We start from the raw sequence: 21002 nt of genomic DNA, 5'->3' as shown, positions 1-21002 counted from the left end.
CTCCTTTGCCTGCGTTCCCCCGACTGATTCGGGATGTCTCTCCGGACCAGCCGAGCAGGCCCGCTTTCGCACACTCCGTGACGTTTGGGCGGGCTATGCGATGTTGCTCCACGTCTCGCCCGGTTCGTCGACATCGGCAAACCTAGGCGAGCCTCCGGGCAGTGTCGATGGGGAGCACTCCCCATCGACGCTGTGTGGGTTCCCCTCTGCCGTATGCCGTCCCGCTGAGCTTCCGCGTGCCTCTGGCAGCGTGGGCCGCCCGGGACGACTCATGGCTGAGCGACCTGGAGGAGCTCGAACCGGCCCTTCTCGACGATGAAGCCACGGCCCGGCGGGAGGTCGGCCCGGTTGAGCGACGGGAGGTTCGCCTTGAAGACGGACAGCCCCTCGTTGCCGTCGGGATGCAGGGCCAGGCCCGAGCGGGAGGTCTTCAGCAGCGCCTGGAGGCCGAAGTTGGAGCTGAAGAAGCCCGCCTCGCCCTCTGCGACGACGAGCTGGTCGTGGTCGACACACGCCTTGACCAGGGCGGTCAGGGCGTTCTCGGCGCCGGCCGGTGCGAGGTCGTCGATCCGCTCGACGAACACCGCGACCGGCTTCGTGATGCCGCCCTGCTCGACCTCGGTGGCAAGGCTCGACGCGAGCGCCGTCACAGCCGTGCCGCCCACGGCCGTCTCGGTCCAGACCCCCAGGTCGAGCAGCTCGGACGACCGGCGTGGCGTCATGAGGTAGAGCGCCGAGCTCGAGCTGAACCGGAACAGCCCCGCCGCGGTCGCGGCGATCGCGGTGGTGCGACCGGATCCCGACGGGCCGGTGATGACGAACGTCCCCTTCGGGTCGAAGCCGTGCGGCTCGAGCGACGACGACGCCACCCCGATGACCGGGCGACCGCCGAACTCCGGCGGAAGGTCGCCGAGGGGGATGTCGTCGGCGAGGCTCTCGATCGGTGGCGCCTGGCTCACGCCGGCCTTGTGGGTGGCGTCCGCGAAGGCGGCGATCGCGGCGGCCTGGACGGTGACGTCGGCGGAGCCGCCCAGCACCGCGACCTGGACCTCCGAGCCGGCCATGAGTCCACGTCCGGGCGGCGAGGCCATCGTCAGCACGTCACCGGGCACGCCGAAGACGGAGTAGTCGTCGGTGGCGCTCATCCGTAGGATGATCCGGCCCTGGACGGCGGCCGCGAGGTTGGTGGGCAGGCCGGTCCGCTGGTCGGAGGCGATGATGAGGTGGACGCCAACCGGGCGCCCGTCGGCGGCCACGCCGGCGAGCAGGTCCAGCCACTGGAACCGGCCACCCACCTCGTACGCCTGGCGGAAGGCCGTCATGCCGTCGATGAGCACGATGATCCGCGGCTCGTCGGGGCGGGCCGCGATGCGGCGGTAGTCGGTGATCGTCGCCGCACTCACGGCTGAGTACCGTGCCGCACGCTCGTCGATGGTCGCTCGCAGGGTCCGCAGCAGGCGGGTGACGCGCTCGTGGTCGGCCCCAGGCACGATCGACCCGACATGCGGTAGGGCCTCGAGCATCGCCAGGCCGCGGTTGCCGAAGTCGAGCCCGTAGACGTGACATGGTCCGCCGCGCACGGTGAACCCAGCCGCGACCGCGATCGTCCGAAGGAACACCGACTTGCCGGACCCCGACGTCCCGTAGACCGCGATGTTGCCCTCCTTGTCGGGCCGGAACGCGACCTCCGGCTGAGCCTGGTTGTCGGGGTCGTCGGCGACGCCGAAGACGAGCTCGTCGTCGCGCCGCTGCGTCGGCAGGCTCGCGAGGTCGTAGATCGCACGCATGTCGGGCAGCCACGGCTTGCGCGGTTTGGGCAGCTGGGCGTGCCGGGCCGCGCGGCCCAGCGTGGCCACGAGGCGCTGGATGTCCGTCGGTCCGAGGTCGGCGCCGTCGTCGGCCTCGGACTCGTCGGCGACCCGCGGCTCCCACTCGACGCCGGCACCGAAGGTGAGCGTCTCGACCTTCATGTCCGGAGGGGGCGGCACGTCGGAGGTCCACCCTCCGGCATACCCGGTCTGGAACGGCACCAGCCTCCCCGGCCCCGTCTTGGAGACGGCGCGGCCCGGCAGGGCGGGGTCGAAGAAGGCTGCCTCCTTGCTGCCGAGGACGTCGTCGGAGTCGTTCTCGTCGGCCATGCGCAAGGCCATCCGCAGGTTGGTGTTGGCGCGCAGGTTGTCTTTGATGACGCCCGCCGGGCGCTGTGTGGCGAGGATGAGATGGAGCCCGAGGGACCGGCCCCGCTGAGCGACGTTGACGACGCCGTCGACGAACTCCGGCACCTCGTTCACGAGTGCGGCGAACTCGTCGACGACGATGATCAGCGACGGCGGCGCGTCCACCTCGCCTCGGCGTTCGAGCTCGACGAGGTCCTTGGCCTTGAACCGGGCGAGCAGGTGCTCGCGGTAGTGCAGCTCAGCCGCGAGGGACGCCAGCGCCCGCCGGACGAGGTGAGGCGACAGGTCGGTCACGAGGCCGACCGTGTGTGGCAGCTTGACGCAGTCGCGGAACGCCGAGCCGCCCTTGTAGTCCACCAGCAGGAACGTGACCCGCTGCGGCGAGTGGGCGGCGGCCATCCCGAGGATCCAGGCCTGGAGCAGCTCGGACTTGCCGGCTCCGGTGGTCCCGCCCACGAGGGCGTGGGGCCCGTCCGCGCGCAGGTCGATCGAGAAGGTGCCCTGGCTGGACTGGCCCACGACGGCCCGCAGGTTGCCGGGCTTGCGCGGCAGCACGGCAGGCGCGAAGGGCCCGGTGAGGATGGAGCGCGACTCGCTCCACTTCTCCACGACGGCGTCCTCCGAGCTCGCGAGCTCGGTGCCGGCCAGGGTCAGGAGCGAGACGGACCGGGGGAGATCGCTCGCGTCCTCGACGGGGACTCCCGCATCGACCACGGGAGCGAGCTGCCGGGCACCGGCGGTCGCCTCGTCGTGGCTGATGCTGTCGACGAGGACCGGCTGCACCTCCTCGCCCGCCTGGACATAGCCGGCGAGCGCGCTCTGCCCATCGCCGAGGACGAGGAACGTCCTGCACGCCGCGGGCAGCAGGGTCTGGGTCTCGGCGACCCACACCACGACGATGCCGTGCTGGTGCCCGCGCTCGGCGATCGCGACGAGCCGGCTCCGGTCGATCGGGGCATCGCTCTCGACGAGGACGAGCACCGTGGGCCGGGCGGCGGACCCCCCACCGGCTCCGGGACCTCCTCTGGCACCAGCGCCGCCCGATGGCCCCGACATTCCCGCCGCCGGCCCCTGCGGCGTCCCCGTCCCGGAGATGATGTCGTCGAGCGCGTCCGCGAGTGCCGAACAGGCGGGAGCGCTGCTCGCGAGGTGCCCGACGCCGATCGGGCTGTGCGGCGACGTCGTGTGCGGAAGCCACTTGAGGAAGTCCCAGTCGGGGGCCGAGCCGACCGACGCGAACGAGCAGACGGCCAGCTCTGCCGGCGAGTGCAGGGCGACGGTCTGGACGACGACCGAGCGCGCGGCCGCGAGCGCCGACGCGCGCTGCCCGGCGATGCCGATGGCGCCGTCGGTCAGCGGCGACGCGACCACGGGCACCTCGTGGACCACCTCGAGACCGCGCAGCTGCTCGGAGACATCCAGCCAGGCCTCGGCGCGAGAGCGCCCGACGACCGGCATCTTCGTCGTCGACCGCGACGGCCGGGACCCGATCCCGAGCCGGATCTCGCCGTAGCCGTGGTCGCCGCGACGCCGGGTCCACAGCAGCGCACTGCGGTCGCGGACCGCGGCCAGCGCGTCGAGACCGCTCGGGTGCTCGGCCCGCCGGACCTGCGCCTCGACGTCGAGGGCGGCGACGATCCGGTCGGACAGGATGCCGAGGTCCTCCCGGAAGTCGACCATGGCGCGGTCGTAGTCCTTGCGCTGCTGACGGCGGCCCTCGTAGTAGGTCCCGGCCATCATGAGCGGCATCATCAGCATGAAGATGATCGAGAACGGGCTCTTGGTGATCGCGAAGACCACGACACCCATGAGGAGCGGCACGATCATGGCCACGAGCGGCATCGGGTTGGGCTTGCCCCGCTCTGGCAGGTCAGGGACCTGGAACTCCTCCCCCACGTAGCGGGGTGCGACCCGCGGCGACCGCGAGAACGCCACGGTGCCTGAGTCGCCGGACAGCACGCCGCTGCCCGGACGCGCGACGGCCCCTTCGCCGTGGACGACGACCTCGAGCTCGGTGTCGCCGAGACGGACTACGTCGCCGCTCTTGAGATGAGCGCGCGTCACCTGCTGGCCGCCCGCGGTGATGCCATTGGCAGACCCCAGGTCGACGACCTCGACGACCTCCTGGACCACGAGCTTCGCGTGCTTGCGCGACACGGACTCGTCGGTCAGCTGGATCTCGCAGCCGCGTCCGCGGCCGACGTATGCCGTCCCGCGGGCGAGGGGGACCTGCGTGCCCGCGTCGGGCCCGGACCGGATGTAGGCCACGGCGGCCGGGCGGCCGCGGTCCACGAAGCCCTCCCCTGCGCGGGTCACGGTGACGCGCATGCCGGACTGCAGGCCCGACTCGGCCAGGGTCGCCCGCGGGTCGAGCCCGCGCATCTCCTGGTCGACGAGCGCGAGCGTCATCGGCTGGTCTACGCCGAGTGCGGCGGACCGGTGCGGATCGGCCGCGGCGAGGTGGCCCGCGAGGTCCCCGACCGTCGTCGCGGAGTCGGTGGTCGCGACGAGGTCGGTCTCCCGGTCACCCGACCGCAGCACGAACTTCAGCTTCACGAGTCACCCTTCTTCGTTCGCGCAGCCTGGCTGCGCGAGGTGCGTCTCACGGCCGGCCCCAGCCCGGCGCCGGAGGGCAGCTGGTCGCGGAACGTGCGCAGCGAGACGTCCCCGCGCAGGCGTCGCCAGAATCCATGTCCGTCGCGCAGCCGCACCCTGGCCGTCTCGACGTCCGCCCAGAACGCCGCCACCTCGTCGTCCGTCGGCTCGTCGACATCGAACACGTGCGCGTTCGCCGCCGCGGCCAGGGTGACGAGCGATGAGCCGGCCGGTGGCGCGGTAGCGTCCAGGCGACCCTTGCGGCGTTCCCCTGGTTCAGGAACGGAGGTCGGCGTCTCGAGGGCGCGAGCCTGCTCCAGCCGGGTTCCCGTGGGCGGCAGCGGCATACGGAAGTCGCGCGCGGTGTCGACGACCTCTCGCCAGCCGCCGGTCACGCGGGCTGCGGCGCTGCCGCGCGTCCGTCGGCGGCGCCTGCGAAGCCCCTTGACGAGACGGATCGCGGAGTACACGGCGAGCAGGACCAGCAGGGGAAAGGCCACGAAGAAGACGAGGTAGCGCAGCCAGTCCGGCCACGTGCTCGGGTCGAGCGGGTTCTTGTCGTCCTTCGGCGGGTTGCGCAGCTGCGTCGCGTTCTGCGCCTGGTCCGGACCCTGGAGCACGCTCGGCGGGTTGTTCGCCGCCGGGGGCGGCACCTGCGCACCGGTCTTCTTCTCCTCGGACTTCTGGATCAGCTGCTGCGGCTTCTTGTTCCGGTCCGGCAGGAACGAGCGGTAGTAGAGCGGCTGCCACGTGCCGTCCGTGCGACGCACCTCGACCCACGCGTGGACGTCCTTGCCCTTGACGACGCCCTCGGCGTCCGGCTCGGCACCGAAGACGACGCGGGCGGGCACGCCGAGGCGGTTGGCGACGAGAGCCAGCGCGGCGGCATACTGCTCGTCGTTGCCGGCCAGCTGGGTCGCCTTAATGAACTGCGTCATCCGCCTCAGGCTGTGGCCGGGCAGGAAGATGTTCTGGTAGTCGCCGGGTGCACCGCCGTCGGTGTACGCGCCGTCCTGCATCCCCCGGGCGACGGCGACGACCTTCTGCCAGGCACCGTCGACGCGCTCGGTCCAGGGAGCGACCTTGTCGTCGATGAACGTGAGGTTCTGGCTGTCGACGAGCGAGCCGTCGGCGACGTCGACGCTCTGGGGCAGGGTCTCGGCGGACGGCTCGACGTAGGCGGTCACCGTGTACGAGTCGCCCGCGTGGAGCTTCACGGGCAGCACGCCGGTGTTGGTGTCGACGTTGAACCGGAGGTCGTCCGCGAGCTCGTCGCCGCGCGAACCGCCGAAGCCGAGGCCCGTCACCGTCCCGAAGGTCGGGAGCCAGACGTCGTCGTAGCCGCCGGCGGGGACCGTGACGGTCGCCGTGACCTGCTGCCCGGATCCCTGGGTGGCGATGTGGCTGCCGACCTTGCGGAAGCTCGTCCCGGAGGCGTCCTGACCGTCGCCGAGGTTGGCGAGATTGCCTGCGCCCCAGACGTAGTCGTCATACGAGTCGAGCGCGGCGATGCGTAGCGGCACGCCCTTCGGCAGGCCACGGACGGTCAGGAGCGTCTTGTCGAAGAGCTCGGCGCTGTTGGGCTCGGTGTACTGCCGGAAGCCCGCGAGCGGCGAGGCGTACTGCGTCACGTCGAAGGGCGGCGTCAGCGCCGAGCGGAAGACCGTGCGGCCCGAGTCGTCCGCGCCGGGCAGGTGCGGGCCGAGGAGGAAGCCGCCGACGGTGGCGACCGCGAGCAGTGCCGCTGTGGTCACGGCGCGAGTCGCCCGGCCGGCGCCGTTCTGCAGCGCGGGGCGGCTGCGGTTGCTGCGCAACGCGGTCCAGCCGATCGCGACGAGCGCGAAGACGGCTCCCTGCAGGACCACGGCCGCGGGCGTGAGCGTGCCCAGGACGATGGAGGCGACGAGCAGGAGCACCGGAGCGACGAGGGCGACGACCGGACCCGCCCAGCGTCTGGCGACGCCGTAGGTGACCGCAGCGCCCACGAGCCCGAAGAGGAACGGGAGCGCGAGATACGCGCCCTCCGAGTCGACCGGCGGGAGCGCGGTGAGCAGCTCCTTCCAGCCGCCGATCGCGAGGTGGAGCAACCCCTGGACGGTCGCACTCGAGGGCAGCACCCCGCCGATGAGGTCCTCGCGAGTCGCGACGGGGCCCGCGAGCAGGAGGTAGGCCGCCGCGACCGCCACCAGGGTGACGACGCCGGGCAGGCGGAAGGCCGCGGTGACGTGACTGACGACGACGCCGAGCAACAGCCCGGCTAGACCCACCCACAGCCAGCCGAGCCCGAAGAAGGTGGTGCGGAACCCGATCAGGGCCAGGCCCACGAGCGCGCCGGTGAACGCCGCGTCGACGAGCTGGGCCCGCGTGGGGACGAGCCTGGCCAGCTGGGCTCCGGCCCGCTCTCGCGCGCCTGGAGGGGTCGCGAGGGCGGACGCCGGCGGCGCCTGCATGCCGCTTGGTCGAGGTATGCCGCTGGGCGGGGTGGCGAGACTCATCCGGCCGCTCCCGAGACGAGCAGCAGGCGCAGGTCCTCCAGGGCGCTGAGGGTGAGGATGGTCAGGCCGCCCCCACGACGGACGCCGTGCTGAGCCCGCGGGTCGACGATGATGACGACGCGGGACACCTCTGGCGGGAACTGACCGGCTGCTCGCTGCAGCTCGATGAAGGGCCGTCGCGGGCCGGTGACCAGGAAGCAGGTGCTCGTGTCGGGTGCCAGCTCGGCCGCATCGCGCGACACCGCGAACAGGTCGATCGGCCCGGGCTCGACCCGGGACATCGCGTCGAGGCCGAGCTGCGCGAGGGCTCTGGAGACCCGCTGAGGCCCGCACACGAGGGTGCACTCCTGCTCGTCGAGCATGGCGCGCAGCATGATCGAGCTGCCGACGGAGATCGCGGTCTCGACGTCGGCGTCGCTGTCGACCCCAGGAGGGTTCGCCGTGCCGGACCGGTCTGCCGGCCTCGGGTCGTACGACGCCGGGTCCGGGTCGACCACGATCGTCACGTGCGAGCGGCGGGTGTCGAGGAACTGGCGAACCAGGAGCTTGCCGGCCTTGGCCGAGCTGCGCCAGTGGATGTTGCGCCGGTCGTCGCCGGGCTGGTAGTCGCGCAGGGCGTGGAAGGCGAGGTCGCTCATCGAGACGTCCTCGGTCGTGGACCCCTCGAGGTCGCGGAGCAGACCGGCGCCGAGCGGCTCGAGCGCCACGGTGCGGGGGTGGACGAACAGCTCGGTGCGCTCGGTCCACCTCAGGGTGCGGCGCATCAGCCCCAGCGGGTCGCCCTGGACGGTGGTCGCCGGTCCCACCTGGATCACGGCACGTCGCGAGGTCGGCACGACGAACAGCTCCTCGTGGGCGTGGCCGGGCGTCATCGCGGGCATGACGAAGCGAGCGGCAGACTGGCCGACGGGGAGCTCGACGAGGATCGGCAGCATCGGCCGGCGGGACTCGTTGGTGACGATGACGCGGCCGGTCGCCGGCTCGCCGACGACGACGCGGCGCGGGTCGACCTCGGCGAGGATGCGCACCTTCGTGCGTCCCAGGGCGAGCACGAAGCAGATGCCGAACAGCAGCAGTGCTGCCGACGCCACCATGAGCAGCTCGGTCCACCCCCAGCGGGCACCGGCCGCCCAGCACGCCAGCCCGAGCGCGAGGATCGTCCAGCCCAGCGGGGACACCCACCCGAACACGCCGGCGACGGGTCGCCACACACCCTGGGTCTGCTCGGCGACGCGGCTGATCGTCCGCGTCACCGGCTGCGTGACCTGCCGGATGCTGCGGCTCGTCGTGCCCGTCACCCGCGAGGCGAGCGCCTGGTCGGCCATCAGGCCGAGGCGCGCTCGGCCGGCGGCGCGATGTCGGCGAGGATCTGGTCGATGACCTGCTCGACGGTCGTACCGGCGAACTGCGCCTCCGCGTTGAGCAGCAGGCGGTGGCTCAGCACCGGCTCGGCGAGCAGCTTCACGTCGTCAGGGATCACGTAGGTGCGTCCCTGGCTCGCTGCCCACGTCTTCGCGCACCGCACGTAGGCCAGGCAGCCGCGGACGGAGAGGCCGAGCTTGAGCGAGGGGTGGCGGCGCGACTCCTCAGCGATCCGGCTGACGTAGCCGAGGATCGCCGGGTCGACGTGGATCTCGTCGGCGAGCCCTGCCATGTCGACGACCACGTTGCTGGCAATGAGCGGCTGGAGCTGCTTCGCACGGTCGCGCACCTTGGCGTCCGCGAGCACGGCGATGGTCGCCTCGTGGTCGGGGTAGCCGACGCTGGCCTTCATGAGGAACCGGTCGAGCTGAGCCTCGGGAAGGCGGTAGGTGCCGGCCTGCTCGATCGGGTTCTGGGTCGCGATGACCATGAACGGCTGGCCGACCGAGTGGGGCTTGCCGTCGATGGTGACCCGCCCCTCCTCCATGACCTCGAGCAGCGCCGACTGGGTCTTGGGCGAGGCGCGGTTGATCTCGTCGGCCAGCACGATCGTGGCGAAGATCGGGCCGGGATGGAACTCGAACGACTGCTTGCTCGGCTCGTAGATCGTCACCCCGGTCACGTCCGAGGGCAGCAGGTCGGGGGTGAACTGGATCCGGCTGTGGCTGCCTTGCACCGTCGCGGACAGGGCCCGCGCCAGCTGCGTCTTGCCCGTGCCGGGAAAGTCCTCGAGGAGCAGGTGCCCCTCCGACAGCAGGCAGGTCAGCGCCAGGCGTGTGACGTGCTGCTTGCCGAGCACGGCGCGCTCGATGTTGCCGACGAGCTGGTCGAACGTGTGCGCGAACCAGGTCACCTGGTCCTGAGTGACGCTCATGAGTTTCCTTCTCCTGTCATGACTTTCAAGGGAGCGAAGCGACGCGCCATGTCTTTGGCCATGTTGTTCTCAGCCCCAGGGGTTCTTGGTGAAGGAGTCGCTCCGGCCGTCGCTGCCGGTGCACGTGACGGTCACCGACTGGTTCGGGTAGCCCAGGAACTTGCCGGAGTTGTTGGCCCCGTTGCTCGGCTCGATGGTGCCCGAGTTGCCATTGTCCGGTAGCGACCACCCGCTCACCGCGCAGGAGATAGGCGTCGCGAAGTCCTGGAGCGTGTAACCGATGTGGTAGCAGTTCGTCCCGCACTGACGACCCTGTACGGGGTCGAAGCAGTTGTTCGTCCCGCACTGGCTGCCGTGGTAGACGCTGACGACCTTCGGCTGCGGCTTGGGGTTGGTCGTGCCCGACACGAACGCGGTCCACGGGCCCGGCCCGGAGTCCTGGGCGATCGCCCGGACCCGGATCGTGCGGGTGGTCGAGTAGCCGAGGCCGCCGAACGTCGTCGAGCGGGTGCCGGCACCGACCGTGGCGTTGCGGTCGCCGTCGATCTCGTAGCCCGTGACCGGCCGGCCCTCGTTCGGCGCGGTGCCCCACGTGAAGGTGATGCTGTTGTCGTCGTGGGTCTCGCGCAGGTTCGGCACGCCGTTCGTCGGGCCGTAGGCCTGGAAGCTCACGTTGTTGGACCACGGGGAGCAGAGCCCGGCGGCGTTGCACGCCTGGATCTCCATCGACTGCTGGCTGGTCCCGAGGAACGTTGCGGTGCCGCCCGAGCAGCCGCCCGAGCAGGCCCACGACCCGGACCGGCCGCCGCTGGTGCGCCAGTTGACCGAGCCGTAGCCGCGCGACCGAGAGTCGCCGAGCGAGAACGCTGCATTGGCGGCATAGTTCGCGCTCGGGGTGACCACCGAGGTGAGCCGTGGTGTCTCCGGTATGCCGTTCGCCGAGTAGCTGCTGATGTTGGCGCGGTCCGAGGTGGCAGGTCCGCCGTTGGTCGCGGTGACGGTGTACTCCACCTGCTGACCCTGGAAGGGGATCGTGTCGCTCTCGACCCGTGACTCGCCCCCCGAGCGGGTGCCGATGAGGGTCCACGCGCCGCCGTCCATGCGCCGGTAGACGTCGTACTTCGTGATCGGCGGTCCGTTCGGGTCAGTGGCCGGCCAGGTGATCTGGACCTGCGCGTTGGGCTCGCCGGGCGTCGGTGTCCGCGGTGCGAGCGTCGGCGCCGGCACGTTGGCCGGCTTGCCGAAGGACTGGGCCTTGACGTCCGGTCCGAAGGGTCCCCACCCGGCCTCGTTCTTGGCCTGGACGCGGACGTTGTACGCGTCGTTGTTGATGAGGCCGGTGATGGTCTTGGTCAGTCCGGGCGCGGCGACCTCCGCCGAACCGGTCGCACCGGCGTTGCCGCCGATGTCGACCCATTGGATGCGGTACCGGCTCACTGGTGACCCGTCGTTCGGCGGCTCGCTCCAGCTGACGGTGAGCCGCTGGTCACCGGGCACGACGGTGGTGACCGCGGTGGCCTTCGGCTTGGTGTCCGGGCGAACCGTGTTGCTCGGCGGGCTCGGCTCGGACCAGTCGACCGCGTTGCGCGAGCGCACGGCGAACGAGTAGTCCTTGCCGTTGGTCAGGCCGGTGATCGTGCACGGGGACGAGGGGCAGATCTGGCGCACCTCGCCGCCGTTGGCGATGACCTCGTACTGCTGGATCGGGAGCCCGCCGTCATAGGCAGGCGGACGCCAGTCGACGCGCGCGGTGCTGCCGAGGATCCGGTCGGCGACCGCCACCGGGGCGCCGGTCGGGTCCGGCTTGCTCCGCACGGTCACCCTCACCTGCCCGATCGCGGCCGGCCGTCCCGGGGCATCCAGGACCCGGACCGTGATCGTGGCATCGCCCCGCGCCCTGTCAGAGGCTGCGACGGTGAGCTGACAGCCGTTGGCCGACGCCGTCACGCCCGTGCCGGACGTCACGTCGCTCTCCTGGAGCGAGCACTGCGGTGCGGTGAGCGGGCTGTCGAGGTACTGGCCGAGGTTGACCGCACGCCTGGTCCCCGCGATGAGCCCCTCGACAAGCACCGGGCGCATCGTCGCGATGGGCGGCGCGGACGTCACTCGCACGCGGATCAGGAACGACTCGGCGCTGCCCTTGGCCATGACCCGGACCGCCCCGGTCGTACCGGCCTGGGCTCCAGCCTCGGCCTTGAGGCTGACCTGCCGGCCGCCGGCCCCGGACTGCGCCAGGCCGACCCGGTCGGCTGCGGGGTCCCACGTCGCGGCGTACTGCGCAGTGCTGTCGTCCATGCCGGTGGGCAGCCAGGCGTGGCAGAGGCGCGGGATGTCGAAGGTGCGAGCCGGGCCGTCGGCGGCGAGGAGAACCTCGTGGTCGGGGCAGCGCAGCACCGGCACGTCGGGACCGATCTGGACGGGCACCGTGACATAGGCCCGCTGCGCCGACTTGTCATTGATGCCCGTCGAGTTCGTCACCTCGAGCATCAGCGCGGCCGGGCCGACGTAGCCGTTGGTCGAGGTCAGGCTGAGCTCGGTAGCCGAGGTGAGGTCGAACTGGAGGTCGTCGCTCGGCGAGGTCGAGACCGTGTCCGGTGACGTGACCGACACGCGGCCTCCTCGGGGATCGGCGACGTAGTCGCCGAGGCTCACTGTGACCGTCGAGTCGGCCCCCATCTTGATGACCTTGCCGTCGACGGCATACGGGAGGCCGTTGTTCCCGGCGGGCACGTAGATCAGCGCCATCGCGGCCGCACCGTCGGCATCCTCGATGACGTAAGGGACGACGCGGGCCTGAGGGCGCAGCTGGATGCGCAGCTTGCGACCCTCGCGCGTCACCCCGTCGCCCACGAACCTCGTGATCTTGAGACTGGCCTGGTCGCCGTCGATGTCACGGTCGTTCGCGAGCGCGTCCACGAGTACCGAGGTCTCGCCGCTCTTGGCGACCGCTGTGTCGTCCACGGCAGTGGGCGGGTTGTTGAAGTCCTTCTGCCCGCGCACGGTGAGGGTCGACTTGGACGGGTCGAACAGGCCGTCGGTGATGCCGTACGTGAGCACCTTGGCCGGGCCCTCCTCGGGCGCAACCACCTTGAACGTGTCGTCTGCCTGGCGCTGGAACTGCCTCAGCGTGTCCGCGTCGTTGAGCGACGCGAAGTCGACGAAGTCCACCGAGTCGCCGGCGGCGATGAGGTCGTTCGCGAGGACGTCGGCATGCACGGTGCGGCCCGGCGCCGCGACGACGTCGTCCTCGACCGCGACCGGCGGCTGCGGGTCTCCGGGCTGCACGACGCCGACGCGGACGAAACCCTCGCTCGTCAGACCGAAGCGGTCGCGCAGCTGGTAGCGGATCACCTCGGTGCCCGAGCTGCGCGGGTAGGCCTCGTAGCGGATCGTCGCGGCACCGAAGCCGAGGACCCGGCCGTACTCGAGGTCGACCGCCTGGCCGTTCTCGCCGACGATCCCACCGACGAAGGCGAGGTCGCCGTCGGGGTCGACGCCGCTGGTGGGAACGGTGATCGTCAGCGTGTCACCTGCGGTGACGCTCGCGGTGAAGCTTCGGGCGGACGGCGGCTGGTTGGGGTTCTTCACCGGGTCGGGCAACGGCGTGACCGTGACCGTGATCCGTCCGGTGACCGCGCGGGCACGCTGGCCCTCGGGGTAGGTCGTGTACTCGAGGATCGCCGTCCTAGGACCGGTCATCGCGCCCTGCTCGGGCACGTAGCGCACGACGGTGCCGGACGCGAAGGCCTGACCTCCTCCAGAGAGGACGCGGACGTTGGGGTCGAGCCTCAGCGGGATGCCCTCGGACATGGAGTCGTTGTCGAGCGCCGGGATGGTCACGGCGTCTCCGACCCGCACGATGGCGACGTCGTCGACGACCGTCGGCAGCACCTTCTCCTTGGGCTCGGGCTTCTGGACGACCGAGAGCTCGCCCACCGCGGTCTTGGTGCCGTCCGAGATCGTGTAGCGGACCGTGCCCTGCCTGGTCTCCTGCCCGGTGACCGGCGCCGTGGCGACGACTCGGACCCAGCGCCCCTGCACGACCGACGCACGCAGCCACGCCTGTGGCGACTCGACGCGCTGGACCACAAGGACATCGCTGCGCGGGCTGTAGTCGTTGGAAAGGACGTCGGCGATGACCGGGGTCTGCCCGCGGACCACCGCGGCGTCGGGCGTCGCGACCGGCGGCAGGTCCGTCGACGGGTTGGGAAGGATGTCCACCCGCACCCGGCCGACGCTGACCCCGGAACCGACCTGGGCGGCATACGTCACCGTCGAGGTGCCGGGCGTCTGGCCGGTCACTGTCAGCACGTTCGTGTCGAGGTTGGTGTCGAGGACGAGCTGGCCGGGGCCCTTGACCGCCTGCGCCAGGCGCATCCGCGCGCCGGGGTCAGTCGGGTCGGCGCCCGCGATGTCGTTGCCGAGGGGCTGTAGCTGGACCGGCTTGCCGACCACGGCCCGGACCACGTCAGGCTGGGTCTTGGGCGGCACCGGTTTGCTCTCGTCCTCACTGAGCACGTCGAGGGTCACGGACGACTTCTGGCTGCCACCCCGGCCGTCGTCGACGACGTACTCGACCGCCTGGTCGCCCGCCTCTGCCTGGGCCTTGACCGTCAGCGCGCCCGAGCCGTCGACGCCGGTCGTGGCCGGGTCGACCGCCGACACCTGGATCGGGTCGCTCTCGGCGTCACGCCAGTCGGCCACGACCCCGACCCGCACCGAGCCGCTCGCGACGACGGGGTACTTCGCGTCGGCGAGCTTGGCCTGGCCCGTGCGCAGCCTCGGCGCCGTGTTGACGTCGGGCCCGACGATCCGCACCGTGACCTTGGCGGTCGCGCGGCCGTTCTTGGCGGTCGTGCCGTTGTTGACGGTGTACTCGAACGTGAACGAGCCGGCGCTGGGCTCCTCGGGGACCGTGACCTGCACGGTCTGGCCGTCGGCCGAGGCGCTCGTGGCGATCCCCGGGACGGACGAGCTGCCGACGTCGCCGGGCGCGATGGCCAGGATCGAGCCCTGGGAGTCGGAGTCGTTGTCGAGGACGTGCAACGTCGACGTGCGGCCGGGACGGACCTGGACGGTGTCAGGCATCGCCTTGGGCGGGGTGCGCGTCACCTGGTCGTCGACGAGGTTCTCGTCCTTCTTCTTGTTGCGGTCGTCGGTCTGCGGGGGCGGGATGACGGAGTTCCAGTTGTCGATCTTGACGCGGTTGCGATCGACGTCCCAGACGTCGCCGGAGTCGAGGTCGTTGAGGACGATGAGGCCGCGGTTGACGCGGAGCTTGACACCGTCCGTGCGGACGCCCTTGGTCATCGCACCGAGGTCGACAGTCGCGGCGTCATCCGGCGACCCGCAGTTGCGGCCGTAGTAGACGTTGGCCGGCCCGGCCCACGCCCCGTGCACGCATGAAGCAAGCCGGACCGGCTGGGACAGGAACAGCTGCTGCCCCGCGCCGACCTGCGCGATCGCCACGCCGCCAACGCGTGGGGTGTCGCCCGTGAGCGACACCTGGGTCAGCCGCGTCTCGTCCTGGACCAGGACGGTCGGGGCGTCGGGACCCGGCTGCTGGAGCGCCGCGTATGCCGGGTTGCCGGGCCGGGTGCCACCGATGGCGAGCTGCTCGGGCTCGGTGAGAGCGTCGGACCAGAGCCGCCCGGTGCCGGAGTCCCACACCACCCAGTGCGATCCGACCGCGGTGACCTGGGCCGACTTCGAGTCCAGCCCGGAGATCGTGGTCAGCACCGGCTTGGCGAACCCCGTGCCCTCGGGATGGATGGTTGCCAGGACCCCCGCCGCGGCCGAGACGGCATAGACCGTGCCGTCGACGCCGACGGCGACTGCCGCGTTCGCACCGACCTTCGCGAGGGGCTTCGCCTGGGTCTGCAGACCGTCGAGAGCCGTGATGCCGGCCCGGTTGTCGACCCGCTGGGCCCGCACCTCGCCCTTTGCCGGGTCGACCATGGCGACCGTCCCGCCGCGCAGGTCGACGAGCGGTGCGGTGAAGACGCGGTTGCCCGTCGCAGTGCTCGGGCTGGGGACGACAGCCGACTGCTCGGGCGCGAGGGTCGCCTCGGCCGGGTTGATCGGGACGACCTGGTTGCTCGCACGCGAGAAGCCGAGCACGGCGGCGCCGTCCTGGAGGACGTCGAGACCCGCTCCGCTGGTGGCGTCGGACAGCACGCCGGCGTCCAGCTGACCGGCCGCTTTGTTGATCCGACCGAACCGCGCCTGCTCGGCGTTGGTGACCCAGATGCCGCCGTCGTTGAGGTCGGCCTTGCGGGCGACCTCGCCGTCACTGCGCGTGGCCAGCCAGACAAGCAGCCCCGCGACCAGCGCGACAACGACAGTCGACGCCACTCCTGCTTGATGGCGCCTCCGCTTCGCTCCGGCGCTCCTCATCCGTCCACCTTTTCGAGCATGGCGAGGTCGTCCTCGGTGACGAGCTTGGTCGACAGGGCATGCTCGACGAGTCGCGCCTTGCGGTTGGTGGCGAGCTTGCCGACGCCGCCGTGCAGCCCACGCGTCCCGGCGTCAGCGAGCTTCTGGCAGACGTTGTCGAGCTTGCGGTTGAAGCGGGTGATCGTCCAGCCGAGGCGCTCCGCGGCGACGGCCGACGACGGGATCTGGCTTGTCCCTGCCTCGCGCCGCCGCAGGAACGGCTCGCACAGCGCGACGATGAGCAGCTTCTGGTCCGGCGTGAGGTCGACGCGACCGACCGTCGCCTCCCCGACCTCGCTGCCGTCGAGCCCCGGGCCGTCGGCGCCGAGGGCCGAGCCTCCTGAGGCGCCTGCTCCCCCGTCGGCCGTTACCGACGTGAAGACCGGGCTGGCGACGAGGATCTCGAAGTCGTACGTCGTCGGCCCGGCCGTGAACCACACGATGAGCCGCCGCATCGCGAGCGGGATGCGAGCGCCGGGGTTGAGCCAGGCCTGGAAGAGGCCCTGCTCGTCCGCGACGGTCGCGGTCAGGGTCGAGCCGGTGTTGCTGAGCCACCAGAAGCCGTTCTCGAACGAGACCACGAGGAAGGTGCGGTGCAGGTACGGGTTGTCGTCCACCTCGACGTCACCGGTGCGCCCGATCGTCAGCCCGGTGTCGGGCGACACGGAGTACTCCTCGCCGCAGAACACGACGGTCACCTTGCTGTGGATCACGATCAGGTCCCCTAACCCGGTCTTGTTCCGGTCTCGTTCAGGCCTGGCGCAGGTGCCTGACACACCCGCGGACAACGAGACCAGACCTCGTTACCTTACGGTCGATTCAGGTGGCTTCGAGTTGTTTGTCTACCGGGCTGTCTCGCATTCTGGGACGGAACCCGGCGAAGCCTGCCCGGCCCGCACGACGACCACCGTCGCGCAGACCTGGGTGCCCGCAGGGGCCCGCACCGTGAAGGTCGGGACACCGGCTCCCGCAAGACGGGCCCGGTCGGGGTTCGACGCGTCTGACACCGTCGGCCCGTAGGAGATGCGGAAGCTGTCCTTCGTCGACGGCTGCGGGTAGGACCAGCGGAAGGTGACGGCTCCCTTGCCCGACGTCGTCGACACGACGGGCTTGTCGAACACTCCGTCGCCGATGGCGCTGTCGTCTCCGGGCATCGTCACCGTGTGGCTCGGGCTCGACCCGGCAGCCCTCGCGGGGTCGTCGCCCTGGGGCCGCAGCAGCAGGTAGGCCAGGATCCCGAGAAGCACGGCGATACCGCCCGCCAATCCCCAGAGCACCATCGGCCGTGGACCGGTGCTGCGCTCGGGGGCAGCGGCTGAGTCGGCTGCCACCGCCGTCGCCCGGCGAACGGTCGCCAGCTCTGCAGCGTCCGAGGCGTCCCCGCTGCGCTGTGTGAGCGGCGCGGTCCTGCTCGTCGTCGGGTCGGTCGTGGCCGCGGGCCGCAACGGCGCACCATGCCCGGCCGAGGCGGCCGTCGCACTGGGCATCGGGTCAGGCGAGTGGCGCAGGCCGGATGCGTCGGAGCGCCGGCGGGTCTCGTCCTCAGGCCGGCTCGGCGCTGGAGCGGACGCTGGGGCGGCCGCCCCGGGAGACATCGGGGCGGGCGGCTGGGCCACGACGGTCTGCGGCGCCTTGATCCGGGTGCGGTCCTCGTCGACCGCAGGCCCGGTGGGCGAGCCCTGGGTCTGGCTCACGAGCGTGGTGTGACCCTGCTCGTCGAGCACGACGATCGGGGTGCGGGCAAGGCGCTGCTGCTGCTCAACCGCCTGGAGGGAACGGGCGAGCTCGAGTGCGGTCGCCGGGCGCCGCACGGGGTCCTTCGCCATCGCCTGGGCCAGCAGCCGCTCGAGTCCAGCCGGGACGTCGGGCCGGCCCGTCTGCGGCGGCGGCGTGCTCCGGATGCGCGGCATGAGGGCGTATGCCGAGTTGTCTCCTCCGGGGACCTCGAACGGCGAGCGCCCCACCAGCAGCTGCCACAAGGTCGCGGCGAGCGAGTAGACGTCGGACCTCACGTCGCCGTTGCTCTGGCCGTAGAGCACCTCGGGAGGCGCCCATGGCACCGAGACGCCGACGTCGTCGGTTGCCTCGGTCTCGATATCACCATCTCGGGCACCACGTCCGGCGATGCCGAAGTCGGTGAGCCCGGGCGCGCCATAGGCGCTGACGAGCACGTTGGCAGGCTTGATGTCGCGGTGCGTGATGTGCGCGCGGTGGGCGGTCTCCACGGCGCTGGCGAGCTGGATGCCGGTGCGCAGCACCTCCTCGACGGTGAAGCGCTCGGTGCGGGCCCGGGTGGCGAGGTTCGGCGGCGGGTAGTACTTCATGACCAGGTACGGCCGCCCGTCCTCCGACGTGCCGGAGCGGAAGACCTGGACGATGTACGGGTGGTCGCCGAGCTGGGCCATCGTGTCGGCCTCCTCGACGAACTGGCCGCGCAGAGCGTCGGTGAGGCCGTCGGACTTGAGCACCTTGACGGCGACCGGCATCCGCGGCGACTGCTGCTCGTAGAGGAAGACGTCGGCATACCCTCCCGAGCCGAGCGGCTGGACGAAGACGAGCCCGGGGATCTTGGGTGGTGCTCCCCTCCTCACGGCGCCGCCTCGAACGTGAAGTGGACCTCATCGGCCATCGACACGACCGACCCGGGCTCGAGCACCTGCTGGTCGTTGGCGCGCAACCGCACGGGGCTGTCTCCCGGAAGGGTCACCATCGTGCCGTTGGTCGTCGCGAGGTCCCGGATGAGCACATGCCAGCCCTCGAGGATCACCTCGACGTGGTTGCGCGAGACGTCCCGCTCGGGACTCGGCACCTTGACGACGTGCGGCCGGTCGGTTGCCGCCAGACCCTCGCCGAGCGTCGGCGCGCGGCCGAGCAGGACGCTTCGGTCGAGGGTGACGACGTCACCGGTCGAGAGCCGGAGCACGCCCAGTGGCGGTCGGGGCATGGTGAACGCCTCCTGCGGCGGGATGCCGCCACCGCAGACGCGGCATCGCTCACCGTGTGGCGGTGTCGGATGCCCAGCGCTGCACAGGACCGCGAGCACCGCCGGGCCGGAGAAGGGCTCACCCATGACCGCCTGCCGGGCCGCGAGCAGGGCGCTGCGGTCGACCGTGAGCTCGGTGTCGTCCCCGTCCGTGTTCCCGCGGTCGACGCTGACCGCAACGCCGTCGACCCCGGCGTCCGGGGCCTCGGGCTCCGGCTGGTGCGGATGCGGCGGCACCTGCGACACCTGTGCAGGTGGGGTGACCGTGGGCGGCGGCGTCATCGAGGGAGGCACCAGGCTCGGCGTGGGCGGCGGGGTATGCCGTCCGGCGAAGCTCGGGACGTCGACGTCCGGCTCAGGTGGCACTGGCACGCTGGTCGGCGGCTCCGCGAAAGTGGGCGGTCCCGATGCCGGTCCGGCGGGCGCTGCCATGTGTGCCGTGACCCCAGGCGCGTCCCCCGCGGGTGCGGGCGACGCAGAGGTGGCCCACGGGACCGACGAGATCAGGCCGCTGACCGCAGGGGACGGCTGACGAGGTGTCTGTGAGTCCGGCCCGGGGCTCGGGCCCGAAGCCAGCGATGGGTTGGCCTCCTCGGGTGCCGGGCCGATCGGCGCGACAGGGATGCCAGGCACCGATGGGCTCGCGGCCTCCGCCCCGCCGGGCACGGTGGGCCGCCCACTGTCGCCGGGCGCGGCCGCAGCAGTGTCGCTGATGTCGTTGATGTCGTTGATGTCGCTCGCGTCGCCGGTTTCGTCGTCCTGGGGGCCTTTCTCCCGGCTCAGCTCCGCGAGCACCCGGCGGTGCTCGTCGACCGCGACGGTGTGGCCGAAGAGGTAGTCGTAGCTCGGTGCCGCGGGTGCCGAGTCTTCGGAGTCGGCGGCTTCAGGGTCCGTGGCATCGCAGTCGGTATCGGAGTCGGCATCGAGGTCGCCCGCATCGAGGTCGCCCGCATCGACGTGGCCAGCATCGAGGTCACCGGCATCGACGTCAGCAAGGCGGTCGACACCGTGCAGGTCATAGGTCGACGACAGGGACGGCGCCGGTCCGGGCGAGCGCTCGTCGGGGGTCCGGTCCGTCAGCGGCACCGGAGCCGGCTCCGGCTCCGGCTCCACGGCGGGGCGGGCCGCCCACGTCGACTCGAGGTCGCTGGGCCCATCGACCCGACCCGACGGCATCGAGGGGATCTCGGCTGCCGGCACGGGCGGCTCGGTCTCCGCGGCACCGGATCTGCCGGGCGCCGGATCGTCCTCTCGTCGGGAAGGATCGGCCGGGCCTGGTTGTGGACGGGCGGCGCGCACCGGGACCGCGGGTGCGGCGCTCGCCCAGGACCGGAGCCGCGAGCCGGCGGCTGCGCGACCGTCGTCCGGCGTGAGGGGCGTGGGGTCCAGCGTCTCGGACGGGCGTGCCCAGCTGCGACCCCAGGCCGAACTGCCTGCGCGTGCCTCGGAGGGCGCCGGTGAGCCGAACGTCGGGAGCCCCCCTTGTCCGGCGGTGACCGCGGGAGCCGAGTCAGCCTGCACCACAACGGGGCTCGCGTCTGCATCGGGAGCGGGCTGAGCAGCATACGGCGACAGGTCCGGTGCCGGACTGACGCCGCCCAGGGCGGCCGCGAGCGTCTGAGGCGGCACCGGGTCGTTGGCTTCGTTCTCGTCGAGGACGCGAAGCACGACCCGCTCGGGGTGCTCCGGGAGCTCGAGGTCGGTCCAGACCTTGCCGCTCATGGCGCGCACCTCGTGCACCGACCCGTCGGCGAGCGTGACGACTGCGGAGACGGGGCCGAAGGCGACGACGCGCGTCGCGGGCTCCCAGTGGACCCCGACGAAGTGGTGCGCGTTGCGCATGCCGCCCGAGGTGAGCACCTCGATGACCTCGTCGAGGTCGCCGCCGTCAGCGGCATCACTGGCGGTCAGCGTGCGGTCATCCTCCTCGTCGAGGCCGATGAGCAGGTGCATGCCGGGCCCCCCGATGTGCGTCCAGCCGTCGGGGGCCCGCTCGACTACGACAGACGGGCCGCTCACGT

8 protein-coding genes are annotated in these 21002 nt (G+C 71.6%); all 8 read right to left on the bottom strand.

Annotation, left to right across the window (positions count from 1 at the left end; all coding sequences use genetic code 11):
• Positions 1–269: 269 nt before the first annotated feature.
• Positions 270–4733, bottom strand: coding sequence for an FtsK/SpoIIIE domain-containing protein (locus tag ACYVLP_RS13865; protein WP_460627933.1), 4464 nt, complete (start codon positions 4731–4733; stop codon positions 270–272).
• Positions 4730–7267: a transglutaminaseTgpA domain-containing protein gene (locus ACYVLP_RS13860; RefSeq protein ID WP_460627932.1), complete on the bottom strand. Its 2538-nt coding sequence runs from the start codon at positions 7265–7267 to the stop codon at positions 4730–4732. The genes ACYVLP_RS13865 and ACYVLP_RS13860 overlap by 4 nt, the downstream gene beginning before the upstream one ends.
• A complete protein-coding gene (locus ACYVLP_RS13855; RefSeq protein WP_460627931.1) occupies positions 7264–8592 on the bottom strand; it encodes a DUF58 domain-containing protein in 1329 nt (442 codons plus the stop codon). Before ACYVLP_RS13855 ends, ACYVLP_RS13860 begins: the two co-directional genes overlap by 4 nt.
• Positions 8592–9563 carry an AAA family ATPase gene (locus ACYVLP_RS13850; protein ID WP_460627930.1) on the bottom strand — a complete coding sequence of 324 codons (972 nt, stop codon included), beginning with the start codon at positions 9561–9563 and terminating at the stop codon, positions 8592–8594. Before ACYVLP_RS13850 ends, ACYVLP_RS13855 begins: the two co-directional genes overlap by 1 nt.
• Positions 9564–9632: 69 nt before the next feature.
• Positions 9633–15917: an Ig-like domain-containing protein gene (locus tag ACYVLP_RS13845; RefSeq protein WP_460627929.1), complete on the bottom strand. Its 6285-nt coding sequence runs from the start codon at positions 15915–15917 to the stop codon at positions 9633–9635.
• Between the two features lie 38 nt (positions 15918–15955).
• Positions 15956–16711 carry a hypothetical protein gene (locus ACYVLP_RS13840; protein WP_460627928.1) on the bottom strand — a complete coding sequence of 252 codons (756 nt, stop codon included), beginning with the start codon at positions 16709–16711 and terminating at the stop codon, positions 15956–15958.
• Positions 16712–16840: 129 nt separating this feature from the next.
• Positions 16841–18589, bottom strand: coding sequence for a serine/threonine-protein kinase (locus tag ACYVLP_RS13835; RefSeq protein WP_460627927.1), 1749 nt, complete (start codon positions 18587–18589; stop codon positions 16841–16843).
• Positions 18586–21000 carry an FHA domain-containing protein gene (locus tag ACYVLP_RS13830; RefSeq protein WP_460627926.1) on the bottom strand — a complete coding sequence of 805 codons (2415 nt, stop codon included), beginning with the start codon at positions 20998–21000 and terminating at the stop codon, positions 18586–18588. The genes ACYVLP_RS13835 and ACYVLP_RS13830 overlap by 4 nt, the downstream gene beginning before the upstream one ends.
• Positions 21001–21002: the final 2 nt, after the last annotated feature.

It is taken from the genome of Intrasporangium mesophilum, assembly GCF_054783095.1.
This window is presented reverse-complemented; position numbering and strand designations above follow the sequence as displayed.